The 20,819-nt window shown below is 62.6% G+C and carries 12 protein-coding genes; 4 read left to right on the top strand and 8 right to left on the bottom strand.

The window, feature by feature from the left end; genetic code table 11:
• Positions 1-24 precede the first annotated feature (24 nt).
• Positions 25-2,805 (top strand): dermonecrotic toxin domain-containing protein, encoded by a 2,781-nt coding sequence (locus PSAKL28_RS01960; RefSeq protein ID WP_038605915.1) that lies wholly within the window; start codon positions 25-27, stop codon positions 2,803-2,805.
• Positions 2,806-2,903: 98 nt separating this feature from the next.
• Here PSAKL28_RS01960 and PSAKL28_RS01955 read toward each other — a convergent pair whose 3' ends face one another.
• The 8 genes from PSAKL28_RS01955 to glnE form a co-directional block, all read right to left on the bottom strand.
• Positions 2,904-4,346, bottom strand: coding sequence for a lipopolysaccharide kinase InaA family protein (locus PSAKL28_RS01955; protein WP_038605914.1), 1,443 nt, complete (start codon positions 4,344-4,346; stop codon positions 2,904-2,906).
• The gene (locus tag PSAKL28_RS01950) at positions 4,346-5,098 is read right to left on the bottom strand and encodes a lipopolysaccharide kinase InaA family protein (protein ID WP_038605912.1); all 753 of its coding nucleotides are present in this window, start codon (positions 5,096-5,098) and stop codon (positions 4,346-4,348) included. The genes PSAKL28_RS01955 and PSAKL28_RS01950 overlap by 1 nt, the downstream gene beginning before the upstream one ends.
• A complete protein-coding gene (locus tag PSAKL28_RS01945) occupies positions 5,095-5,829 on the bottom strand; it encodes a lipopolysaccharide kinase InaA family protein (RefSeq protein ID WP_038605910.1) in 735 nt (244 codons plus the stop codon). The genes PSAKL28_RS01950 and PSAKL28_RS01945 overlap by 4 nt, the downstream gene beginning before the upstream one ends.
• Positions 5,829-6,635 carry a lipopolysaccharide core heptose(I) kinase RfaP gene (gene rfaP, locus PSAKL28_RS01940; RefSeq protein WP_038605909.1) on the bottom strand — a complete coding sequence of 269 codons (807 nt, stop codon included), beginning with the start codon at positions 6,633-6,635 and terminating at the stop codon, positions 5,829-5,831. The genes PSAKL28_RS01945 and rfaP overlap by 1 nt, the downstream gene beginning before the upstream one ends.
• Positions 6,632-7,756 (bottom strand): glycosyltransferase family 4 protein, encoded by a 1,125-nt coding sequence (locus tag PSAKL28_RS01935; RefSeq protein ID WP_038605906.1) that lies wholly within the window; start codon positions 7,754-7,756, stop codon positions 6,632-6,634. The genes rfaP and PSAKL28_RS01935 overlap by 4 nt, the downstream gene beginning before the upstream one ends.
• Entirely contained in the window at positions 7,756-8,814 is a 1,059-nt protein-coding gene (gene waaC / locus PSAKL28_RS01930) for a lipopolysaccharide heptosyltransferase I (protein WP_038605903.1), read from the bottom strand. Before waaC ends, PSAKL28_RS01935 begins: the two co-directional genes overlap by 1 nt.
• Positions 8,815-9,864 carry a lipopolysaccharide heptosyltransferase II gene (gene waaF, locus PSAKL28_RS01925; protein ID WP_038605901.1) on the bottom strand — a complete coding sequence of 350 codons (1,050 nt, stop codon included), beginning with the start codon at positions 9,862-9,864 and terminating at the stop codon, positions 8,815-8,817. It lies immediately after the preceding gene.
• A 157-nt stretch (positions 9,865-10,021) separates the two neighbouring features.
• The gene (glnE, locus tag PSAKL28_RS01920) at positions 10,022-12,958 is read right to left on the bottom strand and encodes a bifunctional [glutamate--ammonia ligase]-adenylyl-L-tyrosine phosphorylase/[glutamate--ammonia-ligase] adenylyltransferase (protein WP_038605898.1); all 2,937 of its coding nucleotides are present in this window, start codon (positions 12,956-12,958) and stop codon (positions 10,022-10,024) included.
• Between the two features lie 441 nt (positions 12,959-13,399).
• Between glnE and aceE the strand changes: the two genes are divergently transcribed.
• From aceE to PSAKL28_RS01905, 3 genes are all read left to right on the top strand, one after another.
• The gene (gene aceE, locus PSAKL28_RS01915) at positions 13,400-16,045 is read left to right on the top strand and encodes a pyruvate dehydrogenase (acetyl-transferring), homodimeric type (protein ID WP_038605894.1); all 2,646 of its coding nucleotides are present in this window, start codon (positions 13,400-13,402) and stop codon (positions 16,043-16,045) included.
• A 13-nt stretch (positions 16,046-16,058) separates the two neighbouring features.
• A complete protein-coding gene (aceF, locus tag PSAKL28_RS01910) occupies positions 16,059-17,687 on the top strand; it encodes a dihydrolipoyllysine-residue acetyltransferase (protein WP_038605891.1) in 1,629 nt (542 codons plus the stop codon).
• Between the two features lie 318 nt (positions 17,688-18,005).
• Positions 18,006-20,699: a putative bifunctional diguanylate cyclase/phosphodiesterase gene (locus PSAKL28_RS01905; RefSeq protein WP_038605888.1), complete on the top strand. Its 2,694-nt coding sequence runs from the start codon at positions 18,006-18,008 to the stop codon at positions 20,697-20,699.
• Positions 20,700-20,819: the final 120 nt, after the last annotated feature.

The raw sequence follows: 20,819 nt of genomic DNA, 5'->3' as shown, positions 1-20,819 counted from the left end.
CTCCTTTTCTGCAGGAGCTGGACCATGACCCCCCTTGAACGCATCGAAGCCGTCGATCAGCAGATCGCCGAGCTGCTCAACGACCTTCCATCCCCAGAGCAACAACTCCTGAATGGCAACCAAGGTGCGCGCCAGCGTCTTCATGGCGCACTGGCGAGTTTCTGGTCGAGCGCCAATCCAGAAGGTGTCACGCGCAAGCAGCAACTGATCACCCTGCGCCGCGATCAGATGCTCGCTGAAGTGGACCTGCGCGTGGCCGACCAGACCTTGAGCGCCGACCAGGCCTGGCAGATGCGTACCTGCCTGGAGCTTCCTCAGTCCTGGCAACGCCGGCATCTACCACAGCAGCAGCGCCCACAGGTTTATCGGCCGCTGCTGGAGAGCAGCCAACCGAGCTGGCGCAGCTACCTGCATGGCACCCTGGTGATCATTGCAGGCACCCCGGAAGGCACCCTGCTCAACCCGGGAGAGACCAGTGGCCGGGCGTTGCTATGCAGCTTGTCCCATGGCATCGAAGCCTATGCCACGCTTGCCGAGCTACACGCCGAACTGTGCGAGCGCCTGGACGATCCACAGCAAAGCAAACCCCTGCTCCATCTCTTCAGCAACCAGGAGGATGCCGAACGCGCGCGTCATGCCGAACGGCTGCGCTATGACTGGTACGCCTATGATCTGCTCGAAGAACAGATCGAGCGTTTGCTCGACACCCAGCGACAGCGCCTGAGCAACGCCTGGCTGCAAGAGCAACAGGGCAACCTCCGGGCCCGGCTCGACAAAGCAATGAGCCTGAAGGAAGACTGTGGCGCTCAGGCTGCACTGCAAACCCGCTATTCCTTGCTGCTGGAGAAACACTTGCCCGCATGGCTGCGCAAGACCAGCGCCCAGGGGCTTAGCCACATCATGCAGACCTTGCAAGAACTGGTGCTGGCCACGGAAGAAGCGGCCGCACCCGGCATCCTCACCCTCACCCGGTTTCAGCAGCAACACAGCTTGCTGGCATGGACCCGTGAGCGCCTGCAAACACGCATTCGCCACGATCTGGGCGTAACGCTTGCGCCTGAACAGATCAGGGTCAGCATCACCCGCGGGCGCCAGACCGGGCCCCATCTGAACCCGCTGAACCCATCGAGTCATGTCACCTGGCAAGGCGTAGTCCACGTCGGCGACGAACTCGTGGAGATGATCACCCAAACCTTTCCGTTAGACCTATTGGCGTTGAACAATCTGCCCTGGTTCGATTTCGACTACTGGCTCACGGCGAGGATTTCTCATGCGCAAAGAGCGGAGCTTCCCGCCGAGCTCTCCCCCGCCTATGTGAAGACACTCATCCGCGATCTGAACGTCGGCGGGAGCTACGCCGAGTTTCTCTATACCCAATTGATCGATTCACGCGCCGGGCGTTGGCGCACGCAGGCGCACGCCCGGATCAACCGTGCCCGGATGCGCGCCGAAGCGGCCAAAGCCCGCTATGCCGGGCATTTCGCCGAGGATCGGCTGGAACGTGGGTACCGTTGGGTGACTGCCGTACTCGACGCCCCTGACAATGGCAACAGCCGCCAAGTGGAAGGCCACTCGATTCAGGTTCGGCAATTGCTGATCAAGGGACATACCCTGCAAGGCGTACTGTTGATCAATGCTCAAGAACAGAGCATTCCCTCCTTTGTCCTGTACACCCCGGACGCACCGGACAGGCGATCCTGGCGCGAATACAGCAGCGTCCGTGCGTTGTTACGCGCCGTACGCACCAGCCCGCCGCTACGCCAGTACATTACCCAACGTCTGCCACAACTCGATCCGGCCATTACCGAGCGACTGCTGACCAAAGGTCGACTGGGCCCTTATTTCACCCAGCCAGCCATCTCAGGTGATCTGTTCTTCGCTTACTACATGGCTGAGGTACGCGGCCTGCTCGCGGCGGTCAGCACCAGCAGTCGAACGACCGCCGAGGTCAACGTGCAGTCGGTCATCGATGCAGCCTGGCTGATCGTCGACCTGATCAGTCTGGTACTCCCCAATCGCGCCATGCTGGCACTGTCCACAGGCCGCCTGGCGCTTGAGGTCTGGGATGGCTTCGAAGCTTATAGGCAAGAGGACCGGGAAGGCGTTCTCAGGCACCTCTACAACGCCCTTAGTCACGCCAATGACGCGGCCACCAGCTACGTTGGTACAGGCTTCATGCGCCGAGCCATCCGCGGCATACCCAAGCGACCACCGCTGCCGGTGCCAGGCCGTTTTCAGGTCAGCCCCGAAACCAGCACGCTGCGCTACCGTATCGATGGTATCTATGGCGAAGGCGTGTACGAAAAAGCTTCTGCCTTTGAAGGGCTCTCCCAGTACTACGTGAAGGATAACCAGGGGCACTATTACAAGGTCAGCTTCGATGGCCAGCGTTGGCATGTGCTCGATCCCGAAGAACCGGACGCCTACCTTCAACTCCCGCTCAAGCGTCGCGAGAACGGTGACTGGGTTATCGATTCACCGGTGATCTGGAACGAAGGGCTGCCGGACCTGAAACGCTTGCTGGATGACTGTCGCCTGGCAGACCCGCTTGATGGCCAAGCTGTCGACGGCGGCCATGGAGTGTATGAGGACGACGGCCAGCTGTACCTGCAGGCCGGCTCCAGGCAGCTGCCTCTGCGTCGGCACCTGCTGGACAAGCACTTTCACCTGATTATTCCCGACGCCCAGCGCGCCACGGTTGTTGCCTGGGCGGTACTGCGCTGGCACCAGGGCAGTTGGCGCATCAGGGTCCGCCAGACCGGCCGCAGCAGCGACTGGCTGGCGTTGCCCGCTGGCTACCAGTAGTGGGTGCCGGTGGGAGCGGGCTTGCCCCGCGATGCGATGTGGCTGCTAGACCGCTTTCGCGGGGCAAGCCCGCTCCCACAGAAGCCCGCTCCCACCGGTCAGTCAGTCAGCTTCGGCAAGCACTCATCCAGCCGCTTGTGCAGGGCACTGCCACTCGGCCAGTTACGCAACAGCCGCGCCCGGTCACGGGCGAAGGCCGGGGCGAAACTGAGCTGGGTGGCGTGCTGGCACATGGCGTCCAGGTCGATCAGCGACCACTGACCGTCCTGCCAGAACAGGTTGTGGCCCTTCATGTCGCCATGGCTGATGCGCTCATGGATCAGCTGCTTCAACAGCGCTTGCAACGCCTGCAACTGCGCCTCGGGCACCTCGCCACTGTCGACGTAAGGCGCAAAACATTCGATCAGGTCCGGCCCGTCGGCATACTCGGTCACCAGATAGGCGCGACTGCGCAGGCCAATGACCCGCTGCTCCAGCACCGCCAGCGGCCGTGGCGTGGCAATGCCGAGAAACTCCAGGCGATGCCCTTCGATCCACGAGTGCCAGGCCCGGCTCGGGCGCCAGAAACGCTTGAACCAGTGCGCGGTGTTCTTGATGTTGTAGCGTTTGAGGACCAATGGCCGGCCGTTCACGTCAATGCGCGCGACACTGGCGGCACCACCGGTCTTGTACAGGTGACCCTGGTCGATCAGCGCATCGGCCTGCTCCAGCACCGGCAGCATGGCCGCCAGCTCGTTGCGGCGGATCGAACGCAAGCCAGAGAGACCGCGCTCGACGCTGAACAACGTGCACTCGCGCCCGGCCTTCTCCAGGTAATCCTTCAGACGCCAGTTGCGCACCTTGTCGATCTGCTTCTGCAAGGCTTCCAGCGGCAGGGCGTGCTCGGCGTTGGCCAGCAGATAATGCACTAGCAGTTCTTCGATGAACGGCTCCAGACGCTTGGGCAGTTGCGCGAAGAGAACACCCAGGTTCTGCAACACTTGCGGGCGAGAAAGAGGTTTGCCAAGGGTTTCGGCTTTGATCCCAGCACCATCGATCAGGTACAGCTGGCCGCCATGGCGCAACAGGTTGTCCAGGTGCAGGTCTTCCTGCCACAAGCCCTTGGCATGCATCTGCCCGACTGCCGCCAGCGCTTCACCCAGCACCAGCTGCTGCTCATCGGCCAGCGGCGGCAAGGCTTCGACCGCTGCCCAGGCATCGGCCAGGCTCTGCGCATCTTCGAGGAATTCGAACAGTAACCAGCCACCCTCGCCTTCGCGCAAGCCATCGGCAAGCAACAGTGGTGTGGTCAGGCCTTGTGCCGCCAACAGGCGCGCACCTTCAAGCTCACGCTGGAAATGCCGGGAAGCACTGCTGCCCACCAGCAACTTTGCCAGCACCGGCTTGCCACGCCAGACGCCAGCGCCGACATAACGTTGCCCGGGCAACACCCGCAGCAGGCTGAGCAGTTGCAGCTCGGCATTGCCAGCGGCGTCGGCCAGGCTGATGTTCAGGGGCAGGTCCGGGTGTCGCCCGGCATCCTTGAGTTCGGACAAACGCATCAACGAGCCTCTTTCGCACGGCGGCGGCGCGTCAGGCGCTGCAGCCAGGTATCGACCAGCATGCTGTCGGCAGGCTGTTCCAGGTAGGATGACAGCATCACCCGCACTTCAGCTTCGCTCCAGACCGGGGCACGGCGCAACAGCGGCTCAAGGTCCTTGAGCCGGTCACGCATGCCCAGCAACAGCGGCCGGGTTTTCTCCAGGTCGATCAATTGCGCCAGCCAGCCATCGCTGCGCTCGCGCAGGAAGATGTGCTTGGGATAGAAGCAGCCATGCACCTGGCCGGCGGCGTGCAGGGTACGCGCCAGCAGGCCACAGGCGCGCAGGATGTCCTGGCGCTGGCCGATCTCCAGCATCGGCCATTGCCCGAGCAAGCCGTCCAGATCGTCCCAGTCGTCGAGGGCACGGGTCATCAGGATCGCCCGGCGTTCGCCGTCGACTGTGCGCTCACCGTAGTAGACCGCCTGCAGCGCGGGAATCCCCAGCTTCTGATAGCGGCTGATATTGCGAAACTCACGGGCGAAGGTCGGCTCGCCGAAGGGCCGGTGCAAGGTACGGGTCAGGTAATCGCTCTGGCGCTTGAGGTAGTAGCCCTTACCCTCCAGCTCCAGGCGAAAGACGCTGCTCCAGCCGCCGCGACCGGTATTGGGCTCATCCACCGCGTCGAGTTGCAGTGCCCAGAGCTGGTCGAAACCGTTCAGGCCATGGCGCTCAAGCAGTGCCGTCTCGGCACTGGCGAGAAAGTCATTCATTCGCGTCCCTCGAAAAACGTCACGACATGCCGGATCCGGCGCTTGTCCGCCGCATTCAGGCGCTCGCGTCCACGATACTGCAGGTAAAAGCGCAAACGCTGGGTGGCCGACAGGTGATACTTGGCCACTTTGTCCAGGCATGCCAGGTCTTTGGTGATCCGGTAGCGCAGCATGAAGCCCCACCAGAAGTCGCCGGTCGGGCAATCGATCAAGAATAGCCGGGCCTGGTCATCGACCAGCAGGTTGCGCCACTTCAGGTCGTTATGGGTGAAGTGGTGGTCATGCATGATCCGCGTATGCCGGGCCAGTTGACGGCTGACGTGGTCGACCCAGCCGCGGTCGGCCAGACGTTGATCCTTGCGCTCGGCCAGCGCCGACAGGTCTTCGGTGCGCGGCAGCTCACGGGTGATCATCGCCCCGCGGCCAAAGGCCAGACCGTTGCGCTCCAGGCCCCAGGCCACGACTTCGGCGGTGGGAATATCCCACTTGGCGAACTGCTTGAGGTTCTGCCACTCGGCCTTGATCCGCGGACGCCCCAGGTAGCGGCGCAAGCCTTTTCCAGCACCGATGTAACGTTTGACGTAATAGTTGACGCCGTCACGCTGAACGCGGATCACCTCACTCAACGGATCGTGCGTCAGGCGCTCGCCCTGCAAGGCGAAGACCGCCTCGATACTGCCAAAATCCGCCGCCAGTGCCTGGCAATCAGGCGCCAGTGTCCATCCCGCCATCAGAGCGCATCCCCGTATCGTTGTTTACGCTCGTAGAGCTTCTGGGCCTTGCCTTCCAGCCAGCGCAGCAGCGCGGCCTCTTCAGCAAGGATCTGACGCAGTGGTTGCTGGAAATAACCACGCAGGAAGCGCAGCTTGTCGCGCGTGGTCAGGCCGATGTCCAGCGCCGAAAAATACAGCGCGGCCAGGTCCTTGTTACGCCAGCGTCGGGAGATGGTGGTGCGGGTCTGTGCACGGTGCAGGTCGATCACCGATAGCCTGAAATCATCAGCCGTCACTTCACGATCGGTGTGCAGCAGGAAATGGCAGATGTAGCAGTCGCGGTGATTGACCCCGGCGCGGTGCATCATCCCGGTCATGCGCGCCACTTCGGCAATCAGCGCATGTTTGAGACGCGGCAGCGGCGGCTGCTTGACCCAGTCGATACTGAAGTCTTCCAGGCTGATGGTCGGTGCCAGCTCTTCGGTGACGATGAACGAATGCTGCCCGGCCGGATTGCTGCCACGTTCGCCGTAAGCGACGGCGGTCATGGTCGGCACCCCGACTTCATGCAGGCGCTGGATCGCCCGCCATTCCTGGCCAGCGCCGAGCACCGGCAGCTTGGCAGTGAACAGGTTCTTGAAGATCTCGCCCCAGCCAATGCCGCGGTGGATCTTGACGAAGTAGCCACGCCCTTCGACTTCAGTACGCAGGGTGCGACGGCCTTCCAGCTCGCGGTATACCTGACCCTGCAGGCCCTCCACGGCATCAAAGGCATCGCGCCCGGCCCACAGGCGTTTGAACGGCTCGGCCAGTATCAGTTTCATTTACGCTCCGGGGCCAGGATCACATCGGCGGCATGCTCGGGCATGCTGTAGAGATCAGCGCTGTCGGCGAAGGCCAGCCCGTTGCGCGCCCAGCTGGCGCGGGCTGCATCGTCTTCGAGCATGCGTTGTAGGTACTGGTTGAGCTGCTCCTGTTCGAACGGCTCGTCAAGCACCAGGCCACTGTCGGCTTCGGCAATGTAATGGGCATAGCCACAGACCTTTGACACCAGCACCGGCAAGCCGGCAACCAGCGCTTCGAGCAACACCGTGCCGGTGTTTTCGTTATAGGCCGGGTGAATCAACAGGTCGGCACCGAGCAGGAAACGCGGGATATCACTGCGGCCCTTGAGGAACTGCACCTGATCGGTCAAGCCAAGGGCCGCGCTTTGCAGCTGGAACACCTTGGGATCATCCTGACCGATGACCATCAGCCGCGTGCGTTTGCGCAGTGCCGACGGCAAGGCCGCCAGGGCCTTGAGGCTGCGGTCGACGCCCTTGGTCTTGAACCCGGAGCCGATCTGCACCATCAGCAACTGGTCGTCCTTGAGGTCGAACTCGCGACGAAATTCGGCGCGGATCTCGGCGGCATTGGCCGGTGCCCGGCGGTCCTGGGAAATACCCGGTGGTAGCAGATGGAAACGCTCCAGCGGGGTGCCGTAATGCTTGATGAACAGCGGTTGCTGGACTTCCGAGATCATCAGGACCTCGGTCTTGGCGTCCTTGGCAAACACCGCACGCTCGTACTCGGCAAAGTGCCGGTAGCGGCCCCAGCGCCGGTACAGCGAGTTACGCAGGTTCTGCGCCTTGTCTTCGAAACAGCCATCGGCGGCGTAGTAGACATCCAGCCCCGGCATCTTGTTGAAGCCGATCAGGCGGTCGACCGGACGCTTGGCCAGGTCGGCTTCCATCCAGGCACTGAGCTTTTCATTGCGCCGATGGTTGAACAGCGCCTTGACCGGCGCCACCAGCACTTCGAAGCCTTCCGGCACATCGCCTTCCCAGATCAGCGTGTAGACACGGATCTGATGGCCACGGCGCTGGCACTCCAGGGCAATACGCATGAAGTCGCGCTGCAGGCCACCGAAGGGGAAATATTTGTACAGCACAAAAGCCAGTTGCATTAACGAACATCCTCAGCCAGCAGCAACGCGCGCAATTGGCTCGCCACACGCTCGGGATTCAGGCGAGTGAAGCACAGCGGCCACTCGCGTTTGAGATCGAACCGGCGCTGGTCTTCAGCGCTCGGTTTATAGGTACATTTCTTCTGCAGGCAGGGTGCGCAGGCAAGATCGCTGGCCAGGTGGACCTGAGACTTGCCGTAGGCACCGGTCAGCCCCGGGTTGGTCGGGCCGAACAGCGACAGGGTCGGCACATCCAGCGCTGCCGCCAGATGGCCAAGACCGGTATCCACCGCCACACAGGCTTTGGCAGCCGCCAACACGCGAGCCACACCGGCCAGGTTCAATTTGGGCAGTACCTGGCAGTTATTCAAGCCCTTGGCGATGCGCTCGGCACGCGCCTGCTCGGCCGGGTTGCCCCACGGCAGACGCACCTCCAGGCCCTGCTGGCCGAGGCGCTCGGCCAGCTGACGCCAGTAGGCCTCGGGCCAGTGCTTGGTCGCCCAGGTCGTACCGTGCAGAAACACCACGAACGGCGCGGCCGCTGGCAACTGCAGGCGGTTGAGGTCCAGGCCGTAGTCGCCCAGACCGGCCGGCAGGTCGTAGCCCAGGGCCAGGGCGAACAGCTGACGCACCCGTTCCACCGCATGTTGCCCACGCTGCACCGAAAAACGCCGGTCATAGAAGCGGCTGGCCAAGCCTTCGCGCGCCGAATAGCGATCGAGCCCGGCCACCGGAGCCTTGACGTAGCGGGTCAGCCACGCGGATTTGACCAGGCCCTGGGCATCGATCACCAGGTCATACTTGGTCTCGTGCAAACGCTGCTTGAACTGGCGCCATTCGCCATTCTTGAAGGTCTGCCAGAGGTTCTTGCGCCAGCGGCGGATCGCCACCGGAATCACCTTGTCCACCGCCGGGTGCCAGCTGGGGATCTCGGCAAAGCCTTCCTCGACCACCCAATCGAAGCGAATACCGGGAATCGCCCGGGCCGCGTCGGTGAGTGCCGGCAGTGCGTGAATCACGTCGCCCAGGGAAGAGGTCTTGATCAGCAATACCCGCACTTAGTCGACCTCGGCCAGAACATCGATCAGGCCCGGACCATTGAGGCGCTGCAACGCAGCCACCACTGCCTCGGGCTCGAGCTGACGCAAGCAGTTGTAATGGCCGAAACGGCAGGTACGGTCGAAGCAGGGGCTGCATTCCAGGCCCAGGCGCACCACTTCGACCTGATCGGCCAACGGCGGAGTGAAGCCCGGCGAGGTCGAGCCGTAAACAGCCACCAGCGGCCGGTTGAGGGCAGCGGCGACATGCATCAGCCCGGAATCGTTGGACACCACCGCATCGCTGCACGACAGCAGGTCGATGGCTTCGGCCAGCGAAGTTTCGCCACTGAGATTGCTGGCTTCCTCACGCAGGCCAGGAATCAGCCGGTCGCGAATCGACTCGCCCACGGCGTGATCGTTCTTCGAACCGAACAGCCAGACCTGCCAGCCTTCGCGGATCTTGGTCTCGGCCACTTTGGCGTAATGCTCCGACGGCCAGCGCTTGGCTTCGCCGAACTCGGCGCCCGGACACAAGGCCAGTACCGGACGGTCCAGGCTCAGGCCGAACTTGGCCAGGGCGGCATCGCGGCTGGCAGCCTCGATCTGCAGGCTCGGGCGCGGGTACGGCTTGGGCAGCTCGGTACCCGCCGGGTAGGCCAGGGCCATGAAGCGCTCGATCATCAGCGGATAACGCGCCTTGTCCAGCTTGCGCACATCGTTGAGCAGGCCGAAACGCAGCTCGCCGCGCCAGCCGGTACGCTTGGGGATACCGGCAAAGAACGGCACCAACGCCGACTTCAGCGAGTTGGGCAGCAGGATCGCCTGGTCGTACTGACCGGCCAGGGACTTGCCGATGCGCCGCCGGGTCGCCAGTTCCAGTGCGCCGTGGCCGAGCGGAAAGCTCAAGGCCTGGCGCACTTCAGGCATGCGTTCGAGGATCGGCCGGCTCCACTCGGGGGCCAGCACGTCGATCACACACGCCGGATGTTGCTGCTTCAGGCAATGGAACAAGGTTTGCGCCATTACCATGTCGCCCACCCAGCTGGGGCCAATGATCAAAATTCTCATGCTTTATCCAGAAACGATCAGGGAGGCTGCAGCCTGTCCGCGAACAGCCTGGCCTCCCCTCTTTATATTCAGGCTATATGTGGACCAGTGTACGCCACTCGGGCTGTAGTGTGGTCTTGGCAGGCTTCCTGCCGCCTGATTCGCCTGGTTCAACCGCTCATGCCAGCCCCAGCTCAGCCCAGATACGCCGTACTTCCCGGCGCTCCTGGACAAACTGCGAGGCATCGATCACCCCGGCCTGCTTCTGCAGGGCCTGGCGGTGCGCCGCCGAGCGGAACGCTTTGTACACCTCACGCAGCAGTATGGCGTCGCTGGCAGGCATCAGTCCGGCCTGCTCGAGCTCTTCGAGGATGCGGATGTTGTCGGTCCAGCGCAGCAGTTCCGGATGGTCGTGAGACCAGGCCAAAGCGGCGTATTGCACCATAAATTCGATATCGACGATACCACCGGCATCCTGCTTGATATCGAAGGGCACGCCGGCCTCGAACGCGTTGGCACCGGTACCGGCGGCGCTGACCTTGGTCCCCAGGTTGTCGCGCATCTTGGCGCGCATGTCGCTGACTTCGGCCTGCAGCTTGGGCAGGTCGCGGGCCTGGCCCAGAATCTGCGCGCGCACCGTCTCGAACGCGCTGCCCAGCTGCGCACAACCTGCCAGCACCCGCGCCCGCACCAGCGCCTGGTGTTCCCAGGTCCAGGCCTCGTTCTGCTGATAGCGCTCGAAGGCACCCAGCGAACTGACCAGCAGGCCGGAAGCGCCGGAAGGACGCAGGCGCATGTCCACGTCGTAGAGCTGCCCGGAGTTGGTCTGGGTGGCCAGCAGGTGGATGATCCGCTGGCCCAGGCGGGTAAAGAACTGGGCACTGTCGATCGGTTTGGCGCCATCGGTTTCAGCCTGGGGGTCGCCATCATGGATGAACACCAGGTCAAGGTCCGAACCATGGCCAAACTCGATACCACCGACCTTGCCGTAGCCAATAATGATGAAACCGGGGTCACACAGGCTGCCGTCGCTGCGTTTGGGCTGTCCATGGCGCGCCACGGTCTGGCGCCAGGCCAGGGCCAGCACCTGGTTGAGGATGGCTTCAGCCAGCCAGGTCAGGTAATCGCTGACCTTCATCAGCGGCAGATTGCCGGCGATTTCCGACGCCGCTACCCGCAGGCTGTGGGCCAGCTTGAAGTGCCGCAGCGCTTCCATCTGCTGTTCAAGATCGTCCTCGGGAATCCGCGTCAGCCGCTCGCGCAATTCAGCCGCCAGCTCCGGGGCCTTGGGCGGGCTGAACAAACGGCCTTCGTTAAGCAGCTCGTCGAGCAACAGCGGGAAACGGGTGATCTGTTCGGCAATCCACGGGCTGGCGGCGCACAGGGTCAGCAAGCGCCGCAGCGCCCCCGGGTTCTCGGTCAGCAACACCAGATACGCCGAGCGCCGGGCCACCGCCTCTACCAGCGGCAGCACGCGCTCCAGTACCAGGTCCGGGTCGGCGTGCTCCACCGCCTGGGCCAGCAAACGCGGAATGAAGGCGTCCAGACGTTCGCGCCCCAAGCGCTGCATGGCGCGCAGCTGCGGACTGGCGCGCAACCCGGCGAGCTGCTTGAGTGCCTTGCCCGGATCGGCAAAGCCGGCGTCTTGCAACTGACGGCAAGCGGCTTCTTCATTCTGGGCTTCTTCCCACAGCGGCAGCCATTCGCCACCGACAATCACTTCGCCCTCTTCGTTTTCGTCCTCATCCGGATCGGCGATGACCTGGCGGAAGTGCCAGTCGATCCGACCGCGCCAGTGCGTCAGCTGGTCACGGAAGCTCGCCCAGTTGCTGAAGCCGAGCATAAAGGCAATACGCACACGGTCCAGTTCACCATCCGGCAACATCTGCGTCTGACGGTCGGCAATCGCCTGGATCGCGTGCTCGGTGTAACGCAGGAACTCATAGCCCTCACGCAGTTCGGCAACCACTGCAGGCGGCAGGTACCCCTGGCCCTCAAGCGTCACAAGGACTTTCAGCAAAGGCCGCTGTTGCAGGCTCAGGTCGCGGCCGCCATGGATAAGCTGAAACGCCTGGGCGATGAACTCGACCTCGCGAATGCCACCAGCTCCCAGCTTGATGTTGTCAGCCATGCCCTTGCGCCGCACTTCCTGCTGGATCAGCTGCTTCATGGTGCGCAGCGCTTCGATCGCGGAAAAGTCCAGGTAACGCCGGTAAACGAAGGGTCGCAGTACATCCAGCAATTGCGCGCCGGCCACCTGGTCACCGGCCACTACCCGCGCCTTGATCATCGCGTAGCGTTCCCAGTCGCGGCCCTGGTCCTGGTAGTACTGCTCAAGTGCATTAAAGCTGAGAGCCAGCGCACCGGACGAGCCGTAAGGACGCAGGCGCATGTCGACACGGAACACGAAGCCGTCGACGGTGATCGGGTCCAGGGCCTTGATCAGGCGCTGGCCCAGGCGGGTGAAGAACTCCTGGTTGTCCAGCGAGCGCTTGACCCCTTCGGTCTCGCCACCTTCAGGGAAGGCAAAGATCAGGTCGATGTCCGACGACAGGTTCAGCTCCACCGCGCCAAGCTTGCCCATGCCCAGCACCACCATATGTTGCGGCAGGCCACTGCGATGCCCGATCGGGGTACCGAATTGCTGGCAATGGCGTGGGTACAGCCATTGGTAGGCCTGATCGATGCAAGCGTCGGCCAGGTCCGACAGGTCACGGCAGGTCTGCACCAGGTCGGCCTGGCGGTTCAGGTCACGCCAGATGATCCGCACCTGCTGGCGGCTGCGCTGGCGCCGCAGGTTGCGCGCCAGCTCGTCTTCGCTCGTGGCAGCCTGGGTGGCAGCGGCAATCTGCGCGCACAGCTCGCCCGGCGCGAAGCTGCGGTCGAGTTCGCCGCTGGCGACCAGATCGAGGAGCATGGCCGGATCACGCAGTGCTTGTTCGAAGACAAAGTCGCTGGCCGCGGTAACCCGGGCGAACTGCGCCCAACGCTGGGCCGTCCAGCTCTCGAGCGATAAAGAAGGCGTCTGGGCAACCGCGTCACGCAACGATTGCTCGCTGCGGCTGACAAACGGCGCAAGGGTGGCGGGCACATCGGCCAGCAATGGCAGGCTCATGGTCTATCCTTGATCGGCGAGAAAAGATTGGCAGCGAGCTGTGGGAGCGGGCTTGCCCCGCGATTGCAATTTTCCTGGCAAAACGCAATCGCGGGACAAGCCCGCTCCCACCGACCAGAGTTGGACTGTCATACAAAAGTTAGAAATAGCTGAAAAATCTGATTCTCTGGCAGAAACCATCGCAGCAAACCTTTTCTTAACTTGTTTTTAACTACCGGTATCGATTTTTCTCACAACCCGAACAGAGGCCACGAGCCATTTTTCTGTAGTTTTACTACTGCTTCTTCACTTCAAAAGCATGAAATGGTGATTCATTTGTAGTAAAACTACACAACGCCGGTACACTCTCCGGTAATCCAAGAATTTCATGTCGTCTGCCCAAAAGGCCAGTCGCAAACTCAGGCAACCGATTCTGGAAGCCTTTCCGCCCTGGAGCAAGCCATGCAAGACCTCGATCCCGTCGAAACCCAGGAATGGCTGGACGCCCTGGAGTCGGTTCTCGACAAAGAAGGCGAAGACCGCGCTCACTATCTGATGACCCGTATGGGCGAGCTGGCCACCCGTAGTGGCTCCCAGCTGCCATATGCCATCACCACGCCATACCGCAACACCATCCCTGTCACCCACGAAGCACGCATGCCTGGCGACCTGTTCATGGAACGCCGCATTCGCTCGTTGGTGCGTTGGAACGCGCTGGCCATGGTGATGCGCACCAACCTGAAAGACTCGGACCTGGGCGGCCACATTTCGAGCTTCGCCTCCAGTGCCACCCTGTATGACATCGGCTTCAACTACTTCTTCCAGGCCCCGACCGACGAGCACGGCGGCGACCTGATCTACTTCCAGGGCCACACCTCGCCAGGCGTCTATGCCCGCGCGTTCATGGAAGGCCGCATCACCGAAGAGCAGATGAACAACTTCCGTCAGGAAGTCGACGGCAAGGGCCTGTCGTCCTACCCGCACCCTTGGCTGATGCCTGACTTCTGGCAGTTCCCGACCGTTTCGATGGGTCTGGGCCCGATCCAGGCCATCTACCAGGCACGCTTCATGAAGTACCTGGAGCACCGTGGCTACATCCAGCCAGGCAAGCAGAAAGTCTGGTGTTTCCTGGGCGATGGCGAGTGCGACGAGCCGGAATCGCTGGGTGCAATCTCGCTGGCTGGCCGCGAGAAGCTCGACAACCTGATCTTCGTCATCAACTGCAACCTGCAGCGCCTCGATGGCCCGGTTCGCGGCAACGGCAAGATCATCCAGGAACTCGAAGGCGTATTCCGCGGTGCACAGTGGAACGTGACCAAAGTCATCTGGGGCCGTTTCTGGGACCCGCTGCTGGCCAAGGACGTCGACGGTATCCTGCAACGTCGCATGGACGAAGTCATCGACGGCGAGTACCAGAACTACAAAGCCAAAGACGGCGCGTTCGTGCGCGAGCACTTCTTCAACACGCCTGAACTCAAGGCGATGGTTGCCGATCTGTCTGACGACGAGATCTGGAAGCTCAACCGTGGCGGCCACGACCCGTACAAGGTCTACGCGGCGTACCACGAAGCGGTCAACCACAAAGAGCAACCGACCGTCATCCTGGCCAAGACCATCAAGGGTTATGGCACCGGTGCCGGCGAAGCGAAAAACACCGCGCACAACACCAAGAAAGTCGACGTCGACAGCCTGAAGCTGTTCCGTGACCGCTTCGACATCCCGGTCAAGGACGAAGACCTGGAGAACCTGCCGTTCTTCAAGCCAGAGCCCGACAGCGCCGAAGCCCGCTACCTGAGCGAGCGCCGCACTGCCCTGGGCGGTTTCGTGCCGCAGCGCCGCGCGCAGAGCTTCAACATCCCGACTCCGCCACTGGAAACCCTCAAGGCCATCCTCGACGGCTCGGGCGACCGCGAAATCTCCACCACCATGGCCTTCGTGCGGATCCTCGCGCAGCTGGTCAAGGACAAGGAAATCGGCCAGCGCATCGTTCCGATCATCCCGGACGAAGCCCGTACCTTCGGTATGGAAGGCATGTTCCGCCAGCTGGGCATCTACTCGTCCGTCGGCCAGCTCTACGAGCCAGTCGATAAAGACCAGGTGATGTTCTACCGCGAAGACAAGAAAGGTCAGATCCTCGAAGAAGGCATCAACGAAGCGGGCGCCATGTCCTCCTTCATCGCTGCCGGTACTTCGTACTCGAACCACAACCAGCCGATGCTGCCGTTCTACATCTTCTACTCGATGTTCGGCTTCCAGCGTATCGGTGACCTGGCCTGGGCCGCTGGCGACAGCCGTACCCGTGGCTTCCTGATCGGCGGTACCGCCGGCCGTACCACCCTCAACGGTGAAGGCCTGCAGCACGAAGACGGTCACAGCCACATGCTGGCCGCGACCATCCCGAACTGCCGCACCTACGATCCGACCTACGGCTACGAGCTGGCGGTGATCATTCAGGACGGCATGAAGAAGATGACCGAAGAGCAACAGGACGTCTTCTACTACATCACCGTGATGAACGAAGCCTACACCCAGCCAGCGATCCCAGCCGGCGCCGAGGAAGGCATCATCAAGGGCATGTACCTGCTCGAGGAAGACACCCGCGAAGCGGCGCACCACGTTCAGCTGATGGGCTCCGGCACCATCCTGCGTGAAGTGCGTGAAGCGGCGAAGATCCTGCGTGAAGAATTCAACGTCGGTGCCGACGTCTGGAGCGTCACCAGCTTCAACGAACTGCGTCGCGACGGCCTGGCCGTAGAGCGCAGCAACCGTCTCAAGCCTGGTCAGAAGCCACAGATCACCTACATCGAAGAGTGCCTGGCTGGCCGTAAGGGCCCGGTCATCGCCTCTACCGACTACATGAAGCTGTTCGCCGAACAGATTCGCCAGTGGGTACCGAGCAAAGAGTTCAAAGTCCTGGGTACCGACGGTTTCGGTCGCAGCGACAGCCGCAAGAAGCTACGTCACTTCTTCGAAGTCGACCGTCACTTCGTCGTGCTGGCTGCACTGGAAGCCTTGGCTGACCGTGGCGAGATCGAACCCAAGGTTGTGGCCGACGCCATCGCCAAGTTCGGTATCGACCCGGACAAACGCAACCCACTGGACTGCTGAGGAGTATTTTTAAGTGAGCGAACTCATTCGCGTACCTGACATCGGCAGCGGTGAAGGTGAAATCATTGAGCTGTTCGTCAAAGTCGGCGACCGTATCGAGGCTGACCAGAGCCTGCTGACCCTGGAGTCCGACAAAGCCTCCATGGAGATCCCGGCCCCCAAGGCCGGTGTGATCAAGTCGCTGAAGGTCAAACTCGGCGACCGCCTGAAAGAAGGTGACGAGCTGATGGAACTGGAAGTCGAGGGCGCCGCTGCGGCGCCTGAGGCTCCGGCTGCTGCACCGGCTGCCGCGGCTCCTGCTGCCGCTCCGGTTGCAGAGGCTGCGCCTGCTCCGGCAGCTGCCCCGGCGGCTGCCACGGTTCAGGACATCCACGTTCCGGACATCGGCTCCTCGGGCAAAGCCAAGATCATCGAAGTACTGGTCAAGGTCGGCGATACCGTCGAAGCCGACCAGTCGCTGATCACCCTGGAATCGGACAAAGCCTCGATGGAGATTCCGTCTCCAGCCGCTGGCGTGGTCGAAGCCGTGATTGCCAAGCTGGACGACGAAGTCGGTACCGGCGACCTGATCCTCAAGCTGAAAGTTGCCGGTGCTGCACCGGCTGCCGCTCCAGCACCTGCCGCTGCCGCTCCGGCGCCAGCTGCTCCTGCTGCTGCAGCCGCACCTGCACCTGCGCCGGCTGCCCCAGCCGCCGCACCGGTTGCCGCCCCTGCCGCAGCCAACGGTGCCAAGGTTCACGCCGGCCCGGCCGTGCGTCAGCTGGCCCGTGAGTTCGGCGTCGAGCTGAGCGCGGTAGCGGCCACCGGCCCGCACGGTCGTATCCTCAAGGAAGACGTGCAGGTTTACGTCAAGGCCATGATGCAGAAGGCCAAGGAAGCCCCGGCCGCCGGTGCAACCGGTGGTGCAGGTATCCCGCCGATTCCGGAAGTCGACTTCAGCCGCTTCGGTGAAATCGAAGAAGTGCCGATGACCCGCCTGATGCAGATGGGTGCTACCAACCTGCATCGCAGCTGGCTGAACGTGCCTCACGTGACCCAGTTCGACTCGGCCGACATCACTGAGCTGGAAGCCTTCCGCGTTGCGCAGAAAGCCGTTGCAGAGAAAGCCGGCGTCAAGCTGACCGTCCTGCCGCTGCTGCTCAAGGCCTGTGCCCACCTGCTCAAGGAACTGCCGGACTTCAACAGCTCGCTGGCGCCTAGCGGCAAAGCGATCATCCGCAAGAAGTACGTCAACGTCGGTTTCGCCGTAGACACCCCGGATGGCTTGCTGGTCCCGGTGATCAAGAACGTCGACCAGAAGAGCCTGCTGCAACTGGCTGGCGAAGCGGCGGCCCTGGCGGAAAAAGCCCGGACCAAAAAGCTCTCGGCAGACGACATGCAAGGCGCCTGCTTCACCATCTCCAGCCTCGGTCACATTGGCGGCACCGGCTTCACGCCGATCGTCAACGCGCCGGAAGTGGCGATCCTCGGTGTTTCCAAGGCCACCATCCAGCCAGTCTGGGACGGCAAAGCCTTCCAGCCGAAGCTGATGCTGCCGCTGTCGCTGTCCTACGATCACCGCGTGATCAACGGTGCAGCTGCCGCGCGCTTCACCAAGCGCCTGGGCGACCTGCTGACCGACATCCGCACCATGCTGCTGTAATGCTGTTTCCTGTCTCCCTCTGCCGAGGGAGACAGGCTCCCTTTTCGAGCTGCCACGCTCGTACCTCAACCCCGCCACTTTGGCGGGGCTTTTTTTGTCTGCAATTCCCGGTGGGAGCGGGCTTGCCCCGCGATGCGATGTGACTGACAAACCGCAATCGCGGGGCAAGCCCGCTCCCACCGGGTTTAAGATTCACGCTTGGGTGCCGACACAGTAGATGCAGGCTTGTCAGCCTCAAGCGCATGATGCAACCTTGCCCAAACGCGTAGCAGCAGATTGCGCTATCTTCGCGAACAGCCTTCTTGAAGCGAGCCCTCAATGAAAAGCCAACCCGATGCCGCCAGCCGTATGGTGGCCGAGGTCGTGACGCAATTGCCCGTGCCTTCGCGGCTCGGCATGCTGCGTTTCGAACGGCTGAATGAAGCCAGTTGGGCCCTGCTGTACCTCGACCCCGCCTGCGAACGCCAGTTCGGCCTGGCCGCGGTCGAGCTCTGCGCCCTGGTCGGCTCGCCCTACGCCAGCCTGATGGAGCCCGAGGCTCGCTACAAACTGCATGACGCCATCCAGCTGCAGCTGGGCCAGCGCCCGCACTACCTGGTGCGCTACACCCTGCACACCGCTCAAGGACCGCTGCACCTGCTGGAACTCGGTGAGGCCTACAAGCAGCACAACCGCCAGTTGCTGCGCGGCTACCTGATGGTCATCGACACCCAGCCCGGTGACGGCCCGGACCTCAGCGCCGCCGACCTGGAAACCCGCAACAACCGCCTGCAGATCGCCCTGCAGCTCAACCAGCAGGCGCAGCAGGAACAACTTGAGCACCTGGAACGGGTGCGCGCCCAGCAGGAGCTGATCCTGCACCTCGCCCGTCATCGCTACAGCGCCAGCAACTCGCTGCTCGAAGCCGCCGAGCTGATCACCCGCAGCGCTTGTGAGATCTACAAGATCGAATGTGCGAGCATCTGGTACCTGGAAGGGCAGCGCCTGGAGCCTATCTCCGCGTACTACCGCGAGAGCCAGGAATACCACCTGCCCGATCCCATCGACGCCAGTTGCTTTCCCGACTACCTCGACGCCCTGCACACCAGCCGCGCCATTGACGCCCACAACGCCAGTCACGATCCGCGCACCCGGGAAATGGCTGAAAGCCTGCGCCCGCGCGACATCAACGCGATGCTCGATGCCAGTATCCGTATCGATGGCCAGGTGGTCGGTGTGCTCTGCCTGGAGCACACCGGCTCGGCACGGGCCTGGCAGTCGGATGAAATTGCCTTTGCCGGCGAGCTCGCCGATCAGTTCGCCCAGGTCATCAACAATCACAACCGGCGTACCGCCACCAACGCCTTACATCTGTTCCAGCGTGCTGTCGAACAGAGTGCCAACGCCTTTTTGCTGGTCAACCGCGATGGTGTGGTCGAGTACGTCAACCCGAGTTTCACCGCCATCACCCAGTACAGTACTGAGGAGGTCCATGGCCATCGCCTCTCCGAGCTACCGGCCCTGGAAAACCTCAGTGAGCTGTTGTTCGACGCCCCTTCGAGCCTGGCCATGGGCAACAGCTGGCAGGGCGAATTCAAGAGTCGGCGCAAGAACCTCGAGCCCTACTGGGGGCAGCTGTCGATCTCCAAGGTCTACGGTGATAACCGCGAACTGACCCACTACATCGGCATCTACGAAGACATCACCCAGAGCAAGCTGGCGCAGCAGCGCATCGAACGCCTGGCCTACACCGACAACCTGACCAGCCTGGGCAACCGGCCGGCGTTCATCCGCAACCTTGACGAACGCTTCGCCCGCGACAGCGACAGCCCGATCTGCCTGCTGCTGGTGGACATCGACAACTTCAAGCGGATCAACGACAGCCTCGGCCACCAGACCGGCGACAAGCTGCTGATCAGCCTGGCCCGGCGCCTGCGCAACAGCCTCAGCGCCGGCGGCAGCCTGGCGCGCTTTGCCAGTAACGAATTCGCCGTCCTGCTCGAAGACACCGACCTCAAAGACGGCAAGCAGATTGCCCAGCAACTGCTCAGGACCCTCGACAAACCGCTGTTCGTCGACAACCAGCTGATCAACGTCACCGGCTCCGTGGGCCTGGCCTGTGCCCCGCTGCATGGCCGCGACCCGCAGACCCTGATGAAAAACGCAGGCCTGGCCCTGCACAAGGCCAAAGCCAACGGCAAGCACCAGGCCCAGGTGTTCACCGAAGCCCTGAATGCCGAAGCCAGCTACAAGCTGTTCGTCGAAAACAACCTGCGCCGCGCCCTGACCCAAAACGAGCTGGATGTGTTCTACCAGCCCAAGCTGTGCTTGCGCAGCGGCCGTTTGCTGGGCCTGGAAGCCCTGCTGCGCTGGAACCATCCGGACAAGGGCATGATCCGCCCGGATCAGTTCATCAGCGTTGCCGAGGAAACCGGGCTGATCATCCCGATCGGCAAGTGGATCGCCCGCCAGGCCTGCCGCATGAGCCAGCAGTTGCGCACTGAAGGGCTGGGCGATCTGCAGGTGGCGATCAACCTGTCACCCAAGCAGTTTTCCGATCCCGAGCTGGTTGCCTCGATCGCCAACATCCTCAAGGAAGAAGCCCTGCCGCCCCATCTGCTGGAGTTGGAGCTGACCGAAGGCCTGCTGCTCGAAGCCACCGAAGACACCCATCGCCAGCTCGACCAGCTCAAGCAGCTGGGGCTGACCCTGGCCATGGACGATTTCGGCACCGGCTATTCCTCGCTCAGTTACCTGAAAAAGTTTCCGATCGATATCATCAAGATCGACCGCAGCTTCATTCATGAAATCCCCGACAACCAGGACGACATGGAAATCACCTCGGCGGTGATCGCCATGGCCCACAACCTCAAGCTCCAGGTGGTCGCCGAAGGCATCGAGACCGCCGAGCAGCTGGCGTTCCTGCGTCGGCACCGCTGCGACGTCGGCCAGGGCTATCTGTTCGACCGCCCGATTCCCGGGGCCGAGCTGGTCAACAAACTCAAGCGTTATCCGCGTGGTCCTGGCGCCTGACAGTGGCGCCACTCTCGGGCAATATAGGAACATTCGGGCCGATCGCGGGGCAAGCCCGCTCCCACCGGTGGGAGTGGGCTTGCCCCGCGAAATGGCCACAACCTATCTACCTGAATACAG

The sequence above is a fragment of the Pseudomonas alkylphenolica genome, assembly GCF_000746525.1.
Taxonomy (GTDB): Bacteria; Pseudomonadota; Gammaproteobacteria; order Pseudomonadales; family Pseudomonadaceae; genus Aquipseudomonas; species Aquipseudomonas alkylphenolica.
This window is presented reverse-complemented; position numbering and strand designations above follow the sequence as displayed.

Coding starts and splice junctions, on each gene's coding strand:
- PSAKL28_RS01960 (WP_038605915.1), top strand. CDS start 25: ATGACCCCCCTTGAACGCATCGAAGCCGTCGATCAGCAGATCGCCGAG.
- PSAKL28_RS01955 (WP_038605914.1), bottom strand. CDS start 4,346: ATGCGTTTGTCCGAACTCAAGGATGCCGGGCGACACCCGGACCTGCCC.
- PSAKL28_RS01950 (WP_038605912.1), bottom strand. CDS start 5,098: ATGAATGACTTTCTCGCCAGTGCCGAGACGGCACTGCTTGAGCGCCAT.
- PSAKL28_RS01945 (WP_038605910.1), bottom strand. CDS start 5,829: ATGGCGGGATGGACACTGGCGCCTGATTGCCAGGCACTGGCGGCGGAT.
- rfaP (WP_038605909.1), bottom strand. CDS start 6,635: ATGAAACTGATACTGGCCGAGCCGTTCAAACGCCTGTGGGCCGGGCGC.
- PSAKL28_RS01935 (WP_038605906.1), bottom strand. CDS start 7,756: ATGCAACTGGCTTTTGTGCTGTACAAATATTTCCCCTTCGGTGGCCTG.
- waaF (WP_038605901.1), bottom strand. CDS start 9,864: ATGAGAATTTTGATCATTGGCCCCAGCTGGGTGGGCGACATGGTAATG.
- glnE (WP_038605898.1), bottom strand. CDS start 12,958: ATGAGCCTGCCATTGCTGGCCGATGTGCCCGCCACCCTTGCGCCGTTT.
- aceE (WP_038605894.1), top strand. CDS start 13,400: ATGCAAGACCTCGATCCCGTCGAAACCCAGGAATGGCTGGACGCCCTG.
- PSAKL28_RS01905 (WP_038605888.1), top strand. CDS start 18,006: ATGAAAAGCCAACCCGATGCCGCCAGCCGTATGGTGGCCGAGGTCGTG.